The sequence below is a fragment of the Hyalangium sp. genome (assembly GCF_045802625.1).
Classification (GTDB): Bacteria; Myxococcota; Myxococcia; order Myxococcales; family Myxococcaceae; genus Hyalangium.
The window spans coordinates 1-12,709 of sequence record NZ_JBJMQP010000192.1 but is presented as its reverse complement, the minus strand read 5'-3'; the positions used below and the strand labels follow the sequence as shown (position 1 = coordinate 12,709).

16 protein-coding genes are annotated in these 12,709 nt (G+C 69.1%); 8 read left to right on the top strand and 8 right to left on the bottom strand.

The features are described 5' to 3' along the window. Window positions 1–73 precede the first annotated feature (73 nt). A complete protein-coding gene (locus ACJ8AT_RS32455) occupies window positions 74–238 on the bottom strand; it encodes a hypothetical protein (RefSeq protein ID WP_407741829.1) in 165 nt (54 codons plus the stop codon). A 467-nt stretch (window positions 239–705) separates the two neighbouring features. On the opposite strand from ACJ8AT_RS32455, the gene ACJ8AT_RS32450 reads away from it, so the two are divergent. The 6 genes from ACJ8AT_RS32450 (at window position 706) to grxD (ending at window position 4,237) form a co-directional block, all read left to right on the top strand. Then, on the top strand, window positions 706–1,335 hold the full coding sequence (locus ACJ8AT_RS32450; protein WP_407741828.1) for an NAD(P)-dependent oxidoreductase: 630 nt from the start codon (window positions 706–708) through the stop codon (window positions 1,333–1,335). Between the two features lie 273 nt (window positions 1,336–1,608). Then, window positions 1,609–2,418, top strand: coding sequence for an ABC transporter permease subunit (locus ACJ8AT_RS32445; protein WP_407741827.1), 810 nt, complete (start codon window positions 1,609–1,611; stop codon window positions 2,416–2,418). 116 nt (window positions 2,419–2,534) lie between these two features. Beyond that, window positions 2,535–2,993: a response regulator gene (locus tag ACJ8AT_RS32440; protein ID WP_407741826.1), complete on the top strand. Its 459-nt coding sequence runs from the start codon at window positions 2,535–2,537 to the stop codon at window positions 2,991–2,993. 100 nt (window positions 2,994–3,093) lie between these two features. Then, window positions 3,094–3,639, top strand: a complete 546-nt coding sequence (locus ACJ8AT_RS32435; RefSeq protein ID WP_407741825.1) for a YqgE/AlgH family protein — start codon at window positions 3,094–3,096, stop codon at window positions 3,637–3,639. 1 nt (window position 3,640) lies between these two features. Next, window positions 3,641–3,898, top strand: a complete 258-nt coding sequence (locus tag ACJ8AT_RS32430) for a BolA family protein (protein ID WP_407741824.1) — start codon at window positions 3,641–3,643, stop codon at window positions 3,896–3,898. Between the two features lie 15 nt (window positions 3,899–3,913). Next, complete coding sequence (gene grxD, locus ACJ8AT_RS32425) at window positions 3,914–4,237, top strand: Grx4 family monothiol glutaredoxin (protein ID WP_407741823.1); 324 nt, start codon at window positions 3,914–3,916, stop codon at window positions 4,235–4,237. 41 nt (window positions 4,238–4,278) lie between these two features. On the opposite strand, the gene ACJ8AT_RS32420 is transcribed toward grxD, so the two are convergent. From ACJ8AT_RS32420 to ACJ8AT_RS32390, 7 genes are all read right to left on the bottom strand, one after another. Then, complete coding sequence (locus ACJ8AT_RS32420) at window positions 4,279–5,559, bottom strand: patatin-like phospholipase family protein (protein ID WP_407741822.1); 1,281 nt, start codon at window positions 5,557–5,559, stop codon at window positions 4,279–4,281. A 74-nt stretch (window positions 5,560–5,633) separates the two neighbouring features. Then, window positions 5,634–6,293 carry an SRPBCC family protein gene (locus ACJ8AT_RS32415; RefSeq protein WP_407741821.1) on the bottom strand — a complete coding sequence of 220 codons (660 nt, stop codon included), beginning with the start codon at window positions 6,291–6,293 and terminating at the stop codon, window positions 5,634–5,636. A gap of 68 nt (window positions 6,294–6,361) precedes the next feature. Next, window positions 6,362–7,030, bottom strand: coding sequence for an SRPBCC family protein (locus ACJ8AT_RS32410; RefSeq protein WP_407741820.1), 669 nt, complete (start codon window positions 7,028–7,030; stop codon window positions 6,362–6,364). 88 nt (window positions 7,031–7,118) lie between these two features. Further along, a complete protein-coding gene (locus ACJ8AT_RS32405; RefSeq protein WP_407741819.1) occupies window positions 7,119–8,225 on the bottom strand; it encodes an NAD(P)/FAD-dependent oxidoreductase in 1,107 nt (368 codons plus the stop codon). Continuing rightward, entirely contained in the window at window positions 8,222–8,671 is a 450-nt protein-coding gene (locus ACJ8AT_RS32400) for an isoprenylcysteine carboxyl methyltransferase family protein (RefSeq protein ID WP_407741818.1), read from the bottom strand. Before ACJ8AT_RS32400 ends, ACJ8AT_RS32405 begins: the two co-directional genes overlap by 4 nt. 142 nt (window positions 8,672–8,813) lie before the next feature. Further along, a complete protein-coding gene (locus ACJ8AT_RS32395) occupies window positions 8,814–10,328 on the bottom strand; it encodes an aminopeptidase P N-terminal domain-containing protein (RefSeq protein WP_407741817.1) in 1,515 nt (504 codons plus the stop codon). 43 nt (window positions 10,329–10,371) lie between these two features. Next, window positions 10,372–11,127: a 16S rRNA (uracil(1498)-N(3))-methyltransferase gene (locus tag ACJ8AT_RS32390; protein ID WP_407741816.1), complete on the bottom strand. Its 756-nt coding sequence runs from the start codon at window positions 11,125–11,127 to the stop codon at window positions 10,372–10,374. Window positions 11,128–11,260: 133 nt separating this feature from the next. On the opposite strand from ACJ8AT_RS32390, the gene ACJ8AT_RS32385 reads away from it, so the two are divergent. Both ACJ8AT_RS32385 and ACJ8AT_RS32380 read left to right on the top strand, forming a co-directional pair. Then, the gene (locus ACJ8AT_RS32385; RefSeq protein WP_407741815.1) at window positions 11,261–12,199 is read left to right on the top strand and encodes a hypothetical protein; all 939 of its coding nucleotides are present in this window, start codon (window positions 11,261–11,263) and stop codon (window positions 12,197–12,199) included. Next, the coding region (locus ACJ8AT_RS32380) for a type VI immunity family protein (protein ID WP_407741814.1) at window positions 12,196–12,709 on the top strand (514 nt) is incomplete at its 3' end. The genes ACJ8AT_RS32385 and ACJ8AT_RS32380, both read left to right, overlap by 4 nt.

Below are 12,709 nucleotides of genomic sequence, written 5' to 3'. Positions count from 1 at the left end.
CGCATGAGCCGAGGAAGCGCTTCCACCGGGCCTGGCAGGCCCGCCTGGACGCTGGGAGCGCATGCTCATGCTCTCAGGCCTTGGTGGAGTGGTTGCCTTCCAGTTTCCCGCCCTTCTTCTGGGACGAATCGGCGCGCGAGATGGTGGGCACCTTGTTGCGGCCCTTGCGCGTGCGGCCCGTAGCCTTCGAGGCCTCGGCCTGCATCTTCTTCGCCTTCTGCTTCTTCACTGCGCCCATGGGTTGCTTCCTCCGGAAGTTGCGCTGTCGAGTAGCTGTCCCTCCAAGTTGGCACTCCCCGGCGCAGCGCGGCACCCCGGGCCGGGCCTGCACGCCTGGGAGATCGCGTGTGGGGCAGTGCGGCGGGGGCAGTGCAGACCGCACGCAGAGCGGACGGGCGGGCAGAGCGCGGCACTGGCGGCAGGCGGCCAGCCCCGGAAAGACGATGCTCACCGCGCGGTCAGGCGCTCGCCGGCGTGGCCTGCAGGCGGCGCCAGAAGAAGTACGAGAGCCCCCAGAGCACGCCGGTGGCCGCCGGGCTCCAACGCCTGGGAGCCACGGGACTGGCGGGTTAGTTCTCGTCGGGCAGCAGGCCTAGAGGTTTCGCGGCGTCAGCTCACGCCGAGCGTGGCTGGGTGGCGAGCAACCCCTTACGCCCCTGGGCTTTCCGTGCTTCAGTCCGCCCAGTGCCCACACGCGAGGTTCAGATGAGACTTGTCATCTTCGGAGCAACGGGAGGCGCGGGGCGAGAGCTTGTGACCCAGGCGCTCGAGGCCGGACACGAAGTCACGGCCGTTGCCCGCAACCCGGCCAGCGTCAGCGCCCGCCACGAGCGCCTCACCGTCGTGCAGGCCGACGTGCAGAGGCCCGACTCGGTCACGCGGGCGATCGCGGGACAGGATGCGGTCGTCCTGTCCGTGGGACCGCGGCCTGGAACGCCGCCCGGCACGCTGACCTCCGATGCGACACGCCACGTGCTCGAGGGCATGCGCCAGAGCGGGGTGCGCCGCCTCGTGTACGTGAGCGGGGTCATGGTGGGCGAGGCCCGAGGGGTGAGCGCCCTGAAGCGCGCCGCGATCGCGCTCTTCCGGCTGATCAACCGGTCCCTCTACCTGGACAAGGTGAAGGCCGAGCGGCTCGTCTTCGACAGTCCTGTGAGCTGGACCATCGTTCGCCCGCCCCTGTTCGGCGAGGTCCCGCCTCGCGGCCACTATCGCCTCGGGGAGGACCTGGACGTGAAGCTGGTGAAGATGGCGAACCAGGACGTCGCCGCCTCCCTCCTGGCGGCGCTCACGAACGCCCAGTACGAGCGAAAGGCCCTCGAGCTGAGCTACTGAGCGCCCCGGCACCTCCCGCGACGAAGGAGGGCCTCGGTAGCCAGGGGTTTTGACGAGTCCCAGGGCTCATCACGGGGAGCGGTGGAGGTGCTCCCAGCGGCTGCTGGAGTCAGAGAGCCGGTGTGGGAAAAATCGATGCATCGCCGCGAGCACCTCGCAGGACTCGAGCGTGCCATGCAGCTTCGTCTCGATGATGCCCGTCCACTTCGGGGTAGGACTTGCGCGGCGCGATGGACTGGATCCGCGTGGATGTTGTACCCCTTCCACACGAGCATGCGGCGAATCCCCGTTCGAGCGTGGGTGGGCCTGGCCCTTCTGGGTGGACTCGGCGCGCTGAGCCTGCTCGCCGGCCGGGTCTTCCCCGAGGTGCTCGCGGGGACGTGTCCGCTTGGCAGGGATCCGTCCCATCCGGATCGCACCGTGTGCGAGCTGGCGTTCGGCGGACTGTGGATCTCGCTCGCGATCGGGCTGGCCGCCGGGGCGCTCTCCACGGGGTTGGGCCTGCTCGTGGCGGCGCTGGCCCGGCTGGCGGGCGGCACCCTGGAGCGCTGGGTGATGCGTCTGGCGGATGCCTTCTTCGCGCTCCCGGACGTGCTCGTGGTGATGGTGCTCCAGCTCGCGGGCCAGTCGCTCCTGGACGCGGGCTCCAGCGCGGGACTCGGCCCCTTCGGGCTCATGGTCGTGTCCCTGGCGCTCGTGGGCTGGGCGGGGCCGGCTCGCATGTTCCGCAACCGCCTGGACACCCTGGAGGGCCAGGAGTTCGTCGCCGCCTCCCGCGCGCTCGGAGGCCATGGGGCGCACGTGCTCCGCGTCCACCTGTGGCCCGCGCTGCGCCCGTTCGTCCTCGCCGTCTTCCTCAGCCGCCTGCCCGCCGCCATCCTCGCCGAGTCCACCGTGAGCTTCTTCGGCATCGCTCGCATGGAGCCCATGTCGCTCGGCCGCTACCTGGGCACCAGCTATGCCGCCCTCATCTACGAGGGGGGCTCCCGCGTCGTCATTCCCGCCTGGCTGCTCCTCGTGCTGCTGGTGCTTGGCGCCTCGCTCGCCTCGCAGGCGCTCGCCCCTCGCCCGCGCCGGGCCTGAACCCGAGTCCAATCCCTCGGGCTTGCTCAGGTTTCCTCTCCCGGCCCGAGGAATTCCCGAGGGACGCGGGTGGGTTCCCCCAACGCACACCTCTTCTTGTCCACGCGAGCCGAGCCATGTCTCTCCCGACCGATGATCTCTCCATTGCCACGGGTTCCACGCAGGCTGGCCCCGAGCGGCGCAACGATGAGCTGAAGCTCGAGCCCGTTCGCGGCACGGTGCTCGTCGTCGAGGACGATCCCTCCAACCGCGAGCTCCTCGTCGAGCTGCTCACCCAGTGGGGCTACGAGCCGCTCCCCGTGGGCAGCGCCGAGGAGGCCGAGTTCGCCGTGCGCAACAAGCGCATGGACGCCGCCATCGTGGATGTCTTCCTCCCCGGCCGCAGCGGCGCCACGCTGATGTCCCGCCTGCGCGAGCGCTTCCCCCAGGCCGTCCTCATCGGCGTGAGCGCGATGAGCGACTCGGCCATGGCGCGCAAGTGCAAGGGGCTCGGAGCGGACCAGTTCATTGGCAAGCCCGTGCTGCCGGAGAAGCTGGCGAAGGCGCTCCAGTCCAAGCACGCCAGTTGGCATTGAGCCCCGCCGCCGCGCCCTCCCGGGGCTGACCGTTCGGTTGGATACCTGGGAGCGAGATAACCGGTTGCACGCCCCCACCCGGACGGTCGATGCTGACCGGGTGAAGACGCTCGCTCCCGGGTTGCTCCTGGCGATGCCCCAGCTCGGGGATCCCAACTTCCACCGCTCGGTCGTGCTGATGATCGAACACGGGGATGGAGGCTCCATGGGCCTCGTCATCAACCGGGGAGCGCCCCTGACGCTCGGGGAGCTGGCCCGGGGGCAGAACATGAAGATCTCCTCCGAGCGCACCACGCAGGCCGTCTTCGTCGGCGGCCCCGTGGAGCCTCACCGCGGCTTCATCCTCCACGATGACGACTCCATCCCCGAGAAGCACACGGTGCTGCCGGGGGTGTACCTGAGCGTCACGCTTGACGCGCTGGGCCCGCTGCTGGAGAACCCCACACCGCACGTGCGCTTCTGCCTGGGCTATGCCGGGTGGGGGCCGCGGCAGTTGGAGCAGGAGATGGCGGCGGGCTCCTGGTTGTTCTCCGAGGCGACGGCCAAGGCCATCCTCGAAGGCAACCCCGCCCAGCTGTGGGACGAGACCGTGAAGGGGATGGGATTCGACCCAGCCATGCTCATGGTGGGAAAGGGGCTGCACTGACATGTTGGACCCAGAGCACATTCGCGAGCGCATCCTCGGGGCCCTGCCAGGCTCCGAGGTCCAGGTCCGGGACACCACGGGCACGGGCGACCACTTCGAGGCCACGGTGGCCAGCCCGGCCTTCACCGGAAAGCCCATGGTGCAGCAGCACAAGCTCGTCTACGCCTCCGTCCAGGACTGGCTGCAGACGGGCGAACTGCACGCGCTGGCGCTAAAAACCTATACGCCCGAGCAATGGAAGAAGCTCGGCGCCCGCTGAGGAAGGACCGGAAAGATGACCCCTGAACTCAAGGCTCGCTTCGACGAGGCGATTCGCTCCCACAAGATCGTGCTGTTCATGAAGGGCAACCCCCTGTTCCCTCAGTGCGGCTTCTCCGCCCGGGCGGTGCAGCTGCTGCAGCCCTATGGCGACCTGCACACGGTGGATGTGCTGGCCGACCCCGAGGTCCGCCAGGGCATCAAGGACTATACGAACTGGCCCACCATCCCCCAGATCTTCATCAACGGGGAGTTCATCGGCGGCTCGGACATCCTGATGGAGCTGGCCGAGCGCGGCGAGCTGTCCGAGCTCGTGGCCGGCAAGAAGTCCGAGGGCTGAGCCGCCTCCCACGAGCTCCTGGAGCCGGCCGGGGCTCGGCTTCAGGCGGCGGTGACGGCGGCGGGCTTCTTCATCAGGGCCTGCTCCGAGAGGTTCTGCGGCTCCGAGGACCAGAATTGCTCCCACTGGGGGCGCATGGCCCGAGCGTCCTGCCGGCCCAGCTCGATGAGGATGTCCGCGAAGCCGCCGTCGAAGAGCAGGTACGAGGCCATGTCCGCCTCGCGAGGCGCCTCGCGCTCCACCAGCCGCAGGATGGCGCGGTGGGCCAGCCCGCTGCTGCGGCGGCGGAACTCGGCCGTGCGGACGTACTCGGCGGCCAGCTCGCCCAAGTCCCTCGAGGGCCGCACCAGCAGCTCCCGGACGTAGCGCATGGGCTGGCTGCGGTGCGGGTTCACCGCCGAGCTGAGCACGTCCGCGAAGCTCGGCCCGTACGCCGTGGTGCCCGCCTCGAGGATGGCGTTGAGCCGCCGCAGCCGGCCGAGATCCTGATCGGTGCGGTCCGTCATCAACATGTTGAGCATCTTGCCCACGAGGAAGGGAGCGCTGGCGACGGCCTGCTCGCGCTCCTCCTGGCTGGCGCCGCCCGTGTCCTCCCCGGCGCGGGAGTAGGGCCGCAGCGAGATGACGATGACGCGCTGGGCGCCCAGCCGCAGCGCCGGGCTGAGGGGGACGTTGAGCCGCAGGCCTCCATCCACGTGGAGCTGCCCGCGGACCTGGACGGCGGGGAAGACGACCGGGATGGCCGCCGAGGCCAGCGCATGGTTGGGGCCGATGCGGGCGGCCACCGCGCGGTACTCGGAGTCCTTGCTCCACTGGAGGGGGCTGTTGTCACCCCGCTGGACGAAGACCCGGGCGCTGCCCGTGCCCACGTGGGTGGCGCTGATGGCCAGGGCCTCCAGGTGGCCCTTGCGCAGGTTCCGGCCGATCTGCAGCCAGGCGATGCCACGGCCCACCAGGGAGCGCAGCCCGCGCGGATCCACCAGCCCGCCGTACTGGATGTCCCGGGCCGTCGAGGGCTTGCTCAGCGTCTCTCGGATGAGGCGGAAGACGTCTCCGAAGCTGCACCGGAGCACCTCTTCCACCTTCATGGAGTGCCAGTGCGCGATGAGGCCTTGGGCCTGCCGCCGGGGCTCGTGGCTGGTGGCCGCCAGGTAGCACGCGTGGATGGCGCCCACGGAGGTGCCCGCGAGGATGTCCAGCTTCAGCTCGCGGCCGAACTGGGGCTCGAACTCCTCTCGGAGATAGGAGAGGACTCCGGCCTCGTACGCCCCGCGCGCCGCGCCGCCTGCCAGCACCAACCCTGTCTTCATCCCGCTCGTCATGGCCGCCGTCCCCTATCCGCGGAGTTTACGGCGAGCCCAGGCAGGACCGTGAGCCCCCCCGCGGCTGGGCGTGGCTACTGCTTGGGAGCGGGGGCCTTCGACGGAGCCGGCTGGCCCTGGGTGGGAGCGGGGGCCTTCTCCGCCTCGGCCATGGCCTTGCGCACCGCGTTGTCGAGGACCTCCTCCTCATGCTCCTCGTCGGACTCGGCCTCGGCCAGCTCGCGCAGCTTGGCCAGGCCCTTCTCGAAGTCCTTTCCGATCATCGCGTCCATGTCCATGAACAGCGAGGCGGCCTTGCCCGCGAAGCCGTTGTGCCCCTCCATCGTCCAGGTCACCACCGAGGAGCGCTCCGCCACGGGCTTGATCGTGAAGGTGGCCATGTGGGTGGAGGCGAAGGGCTTGATGAACTCGAGCTTGACGCGGACGAGCTCGTCCTTGCGGCTCTCCTCGATCGTCATCCGCCCCTGGCCCACCTTGTCGTTGCCGGACCACGCGTAGACCGAGCCCACCCCCAGCACGGGCCCTTGGTAGGTGCGCTTCATCGCCGGGTCCAGGTCGTTCCAGGGAGACCAGTCGGCCCAGCGATAGAGGCTGTTCACGAAGGGGAAGATGTACTCCGGCTCGGACTTCATCGTGATGCTGCGCTGCACGGTGAAGGTGGAGGGCCGCGAGGCGATGAAGCCCACCAGCGCCAGCAGCGCGACGACGAGGCCCAGGAGGATCTTCTTGATCATGGCGTTCCGGGGGGAAGCGAGCACATCCAACCGTGAGAGTGGGCCAGAGGGGGCCCGCGCTCAAGAGCTTACGGCACCGGGGCGCTCGCCGTCCCCGCGGAGGGCTGGCTCCCGGCGGGGGGGGCCGCCTGGGCAGCGGCAGCAGCCTCGGCCGCCGCCTTCTCGGCCGCCTTCTCGGCCAGGGCCTTCTCCTCGGCCGCCTTCTTCGCCGAGGCCTCCGCCACGGTCTTCATGGCGGCCAGGCCTCGCTCGAAGTCCCCGCCCACCATCTTGTCCATGTTCATGAACATCGAGAACGCCTTGCTCACGAAGTTGTTGTGGCCCTCCATCTTCCACGTCACCTGGGTGCCCTCGCCGGCCTTGGTGAAGGTGAACGTGGTGGTGCTGGTGGAGGCGAAGGGCTTGATGAACTCGAGCTTGATGCGGACCTGCTCGTTCGGCTTGCTCTCCTCGACGGTCATCTTGCCCTCGCCGACCTTGTCGTTGCCGGTCCAGGCGTAGATGGCGCCCGAGCCCGCGGAGGCTCCGTCGAACGTGCGCTTCATGGACGTGTCCAGCTTGTCCCAGGGCGACCACTCGGCCCAGTGGTGGAAGTCGTTCACCAGCGCGAAGGCGAACTCCGGCGCGGCCTGGATCGTGGCGCTGCGCTCCACGGCGAAGGAGTCAGGACGGGTGGCGATGACACCGGCCAGCACCGCGAGCAGGACGACGAGGCCAATCAGGATCTTCTTGAACATGGTGGGTCCCCTAGAGTGGCTCCTACCCATGGAGCCGGGTGCGCCTCATAGAGGAAGTGGTGCCCTCTTCACAAGCTCAGGGGCAGGCTCAGCCCGTGACGAAGTTGACGAGCGCCTCGAAGATCGCCGGATACCGAGACAACCCGTGGAGGAGACGGACGCGCAGTGCGGGGGAGCGGGCGATGGCCAGCATCAGCCGGGTCGAGAGGGCGTAGCGCCAGTAGTGGCGGGCCACGGCGCGTTCGTAGGGACGCAAAGAGTCTCGGGAAGCGCCTTGGGCGAGCACCTGGGGCAGCAAGTGGCCCAGCGCGCTCGCGGAGCGCAGCGCGAGGGTGAGGCCCTCGCCGGTGATGGCATCCACGTAGCCGGCCGCATCCCCCACCAGGACGAAGCGATCGAGGCTCCGGCCCCGCACCTTGCGCAGGAACGGCCCCGCTCCTCGCGCGTGGGAGTCCGAGGGAGCGCCTTCCAGGCGTTCTCGCAGCGCGGGGAAGCGGTGCAGGAGGCTCGGGAAGGAGATGGAGCCGTCCACCTTGCCGTGCTCCCAGAGGAAGGCCACGCCCACGCGATCGCTCCCGGCCGGGGTGACGTAGGCCTCCACGCCTCGCACGAGGTGGATCTCGACGAACTCGGACCAGGGCCGCATGCGGAAGTGCTGGCGAAGCCCAAAGCGTCGAGGCGCCTGGGCCTTCACGGGCTCATCCAGTCCCTGCGCTTGCCGCAGCGGCGAGGCCAGTCCGTCCGCCGCCACCAGCAGGCGGGCCTCTACCTCTTCGCCAGCGGCGGTGGTGAGCAGCACGCGCTCGGACGAGCGGATCACCTTCGCCACGCCGCAGCGCTCCTGAAGCACGACCCCCGCTTCCCGAGCGGTCCGAGTCAGCGCCGCCGCGAGTGCCGTCCGGCGGATGCCCAGCCCTGGCGCGGGAGTGAAGCGGCCGGAGACATCCGTGCCGTCCTCCTGGAGATAGCGGATGCCCACGATGGGAGCGCAGTCCGCGGGCGTGAGGTACTGCCGAGCCCCGAGCGCTTCGAGCTCGTTCACGCCTGGAGGCGCGAGGCCCTCACCACACGCCTTGTCCGCGGGGAGGGCCTGACGATCGAAGACGACGGTGGAGAAGCCACGGCGGACGGCGTGGATGGCCACGGCGAGCCCGGCGGGGCCACCTCCCACGATGGCGACGTCGATCGTCCTCACGGCGGAGGCAGGCCCGTGGACTCGGAGGCGCCTTTCGGGAGGAAGCGCGGCCGGCCGGCGAACGCCTGTTGATACTCGGCGCCGAGCGCCTGCTCCTCGGCGCGGATGCGGACGTAGAGCAGCGCCGCGTTGCCCAGGGAGAAGACGAGGGCCGTGAGGTAGCCGCCGTGAATGAGCGGCAGGAAGACGAACTCCAGGATGACGGCCACGTAGTTGGGGTGGCGGATGAAGCGGTACGGGCCTCCGGTGACCGGCGTGGCTCCGGGGACGAAGATGATGCGGGTGTTCCACCGCTCGCCGAGCGTGGAGATGGCCCAGTAGCGCAGCAGCTGCGAGGCCAGCGCGACGCCGAACGAGACATACCCCAGCAGGCCCGGGAAGGGGCGGTGCAGCGCGAGGGGCTCCACGGCGCAGGCGACGAGGAACGCCGTGTGGAACAGGACCATGACCCGGAAGTGAGCCTGGCCCACCTCGCGGCCGCCCCGCTCGAGCGCCCTCTTCGCATTGCGTCGCGAGAGGGCGAGCTCGTACAGGCGCTCGGCGCCGATCAGCCCCAGGAAGACGTAGTAGGCGGCGAGCGTAGACGCCTCACTTCTTGGCCTTGGCCCACACGCGCTTCATCCAGGCCTCGACGTCCTTCGCCGTGCGCGGGATGGCGCCCGAGAGCACCTTGCAGCCCCGCGCGGTGACGACGACGTCATCCTCGATGCGCACGCCGATGCCGCGGTAGCGCGCCGGCACGGTGAGATCGTCCGTCTGGAAGTAGAGGCCGGGCTCCACCGTGAGCACCATGCCGGCCTTGAGCTTGCCGTACTTGTACGCCTCCTGGCGGGCCTGCGCGCAGTCGTGCACGTCCAGGCCCAGCATGTGGCTGACGTTGTGCAGCGAGTAGCGCTTGTAGAACTGGTGCTCGTCCTTCAGCGCCTCCTCGGCGTTGGGGAGGATGCCCAGGCGCTCCAGGCCCGCGGCGAGCACGCGCATGGCCACGCGGTTGGGCTCCATGAAGTCGTTGCCCGGTTTCACCGCCGCGATCGCCTGCTCCTGCGCCTCCAGCACCAGCTCGTAGATCTCGCGCTGCTCCTTGGAGAACTTGCCGGAGACGGGGAGCGTGCGGGTGATGTCCGCGGTGTAGAGGCTGTTGCCCTCCACGCCTGCGTCCAGCAGTAGCAGATCGCCCTTCTTCACCGGGCCGTCGTTGCGCGTCCAGTGCAGCACGCACGCGTGCGCTCCCGCGGCGGCGATGGTGCCGTAGCCCACGTCATTGCCCTCGACGCGGGCGCGCAGGTTGAAGATGCCCTCCACCGTGCGCTCGGTCTTCGCGCCCTTCAGGCCCGCGATGACGTCCTCGAAGCCACGCTGCGTGGAGTCGATGGCGGCCTGCAGCTCGCGGATCTCCTGGGCGTCCTTGAGCAGGCGCAGCTCGGACAGCGCCTGGGCCAGGGCCTTGTCGCGGTCGGCCTGGGCGGGCAACACGTCGTCTACCTTGGCGGAGAAGCCGCGCAGCACCCGCGTGGGCCGGGACACGGCGCCGTGGAGGCCGGAGAGGTAGTCCTTGAGCTCGGGCAGGCCGCGCGCCTCGTCCACGGCGTAGCGGGCCTGGCTCTCCTTCACGCCGAGCCGCGGCCCCACCCACAGCTCGCCCTTCACGCGGTCGGTGAAGAAGGTGGCGTCGCTGCGGCCCGGGTTGGGCTCGACGAAGAGGAGGTCCGTGTGGCCGCCGCCCTCCTGGGGCTGGAGCACGAGGACGCAGTCCGGCTCGGTGTTGCCGGTGAGGTAGTAGAAGTCCGTGCCCGGGCGGAAGCGGTAGTGCGTGTCGTTGGCGCGCACCTTCTCGTGGCCGGTGGGGATGACGAGCGTCTCGCCAGGGAAGAGCTTGGAGAGGGCCTGGCGGCGTGCGCGGAACGCCTCCGCGTGCTTGAGCTTGGGAGGAAGCTTCCGGTTGGAAGGCTTCCAGCGCTTCATCATGAAGTCGAGCAGCGCGGGCGGCGGCACGGTGTCATGGCTGGCGGGCTTGGCGGGGGCGGCCTGCGGCTCGGAGGTGACGGGCTGGGCAGCGGCGGGCTGGGGGGAGGCCTCGGCGGAGGCTTCGGACGGGGTCGTCATAGGGGGGCCACTCTTGAACAACCGCGAGCCGGGCTTCAAGCCCTCAGCGGCCATTCGGTGGGGAGATGTTCTCTCGGAGAAGGGCCACCTGCCCAAGCAGGACGGGCACGGCCGTCTCCACGCGGAGGATGCGCGGGCCCAGGGTGAAGGGGTGGAAGCCGTGTGCTTCGAGCAGCTCCGCCTCGAAGGAGACCCAGCCGCCGTCCGGGCCGATGGCCAGTACGACGCGGGGCGCCATGCCGGCTCCCGTAGCGGTGAGCGGCTGGCGCGCGGGCGGGTGGGGGAGGAGCCGGAGCGCTTCGCGGCCGAAGACGGTGTCCAGCTCGTCCTCCACGAAGGGGCGGAAGCGCTCGCGCACGAGCACCTCCGGGAGGCGTGTGTCGCGGGCCTGTTCGAGCCCCTGGAGGAGCAGCTCCTGGAGGAACTCGGGGGCGAGGACCTTGGAGTCGAAGTAGCTCTTCTCCACGCGAGCGGCGTTGACGAGCACCACGCGATCCACGCCCAGCGAGGCCACGGCGGGCAACACCTTCTTGAGCGCCTTGGGGCGCGGAATGGCGAGGAGCAGGTCCACACCGGCGCGGGCGGGAGGAGGCTCGGAGAGGGAGACGCGCAGGTGGAGGACGCCTGGGGTGTTCTCCAGCACCTCGCCCGTGCCGACGAGGCCGCCGAGCCGTCCCACGCGCAGCCTCTCCCCGGGCTCGGCGCGCAGCACCTCGCGGGCGTGCTGGGCGCGGCGGCCCGTGAGGCGAGCAGTGCCGTCGGGGAGGAAGTCCTCATCCAGGAGCAGGAGCAGGTTCACGGCAGCACTCCATACTCGGACTCGTGGGAGGGATGCTCCTGTTCAACATTGGGGCTTCGCCCTCCAGGCGGCGCTTCGAGCGGCGCTTCGCCTCCTGCCGCCTCCTGCGTGCTTGCTGGCCCGGGATGGAACCTTGCCGCTGGCAAAGAGAGGATGCCTCGAGGACAAGCCCCCTTTGGGTGCATGGAAAGGCATGATGCGGCGCAACGACAGGTGGGAACTGGGGCGCGTGATGGCGCTCGGCGTCAGCGTGCTGTTCACCGCATGCATCACGGCCAACCCGCAGGTCCCGCGTCAATACGCTCAGACCACGGATTCCGCCACGAGCGCTTGTCGCCAGGCGCCCGAACTCTGCAAGCCGGGGATGGGCGAGCAAATGCCCACGGTGCCGCAGTTGAGGCTCGTTCCTCCACCGGAGCCCATTCCTCCACCGGGTGTGGGGGCTCCCGTGGCGGCGGCTGTGATCGGCGCCGTCGTCATCAAGTCCAGCGATTCGCTGGATGCGGAACTGCGGGCAAGCATCGACAAGGCGCTGGCTGAGTGCGCGACCAGCGCTCGGCTGGAGGTGATGGCTCGGCACTTCAAGGACCGAGGACCGACGCAGGAAGAGTGCGCGGAGCAGGTGGGCACCGACAGCCGGGGACAGCCCATCACCCGGGCGATGCAATTGGGCGTGGAGCAACATCAGGTGGCGCTTCGGTGCGCCGAGGAGCGGCTGAAGAAGTTGAAGCCCGGAGGCTTCAGCATTTCACCACGCTACCGAGTGGATCCGCAGACGGGGAGCGCGCAGTACATTCCTCGCGAGGTGGTGGAGGAACTCTTGAGACAGGGCAGAGGCGCGCAGTTGAGAGGAACGATTGAGCCGGACATCGTGATTCATGAGGGCCAACCGCAGCGGGTCCAGGATACCTACGACTTCAAGTTTCCGTGCGTGAGTACGGATGAATTCTCGTCTTGGCGGCGCTACCCAAGAGAGAGCCCACACGTGGGAAAGACTCAGGGAGAGGTTTATCAACAGGCTCTGGGCGGGCAGCCAGCGCAAGTTCAACCCCATATAGGAGTCCACCGATGAGCGAGCGTTACCCTCGAGTCCGAGTCAGGGCTCAAAGCGGAGGCCTGCTTATTCGTGAAGGGTTGAGCTTCAGCTTCTACATGCGGCGCTCGCACAAAGAGGTAGCGCACGAAGTCTCCAGATCACTGGAGACGTACCTGCGCGCCGTGGGACCTCAAGCGTTGTGTTGGTATTACGATGATGAGGGGGACCCGCAACCACTCGATGAACGCAGGTGGGAACTGACACGGCGCGAACTCCTTGAGAGTGACCTCCCCATGATTCAGTTGGCCGACAAGTCCTCCGAGAATCGGTACCGCTTCGAGTACTGGGGCAAGAATCTGGAATCTCGGCATGGGTGGGACAAGGCACACGCGGTGTGCGCGGCGATGTTCTGGCTTCCCACCGAGTTCCTGGAAGAGCATGGCCCAGGCAGAGTGCGTGAACTGGCCATGGAACTGGCCGCGCCCCTCCCGCTGTGCTCCGGGCATGGCGGGCTGACTTTCAACGCCGAGTACCATCTGGTGGGTG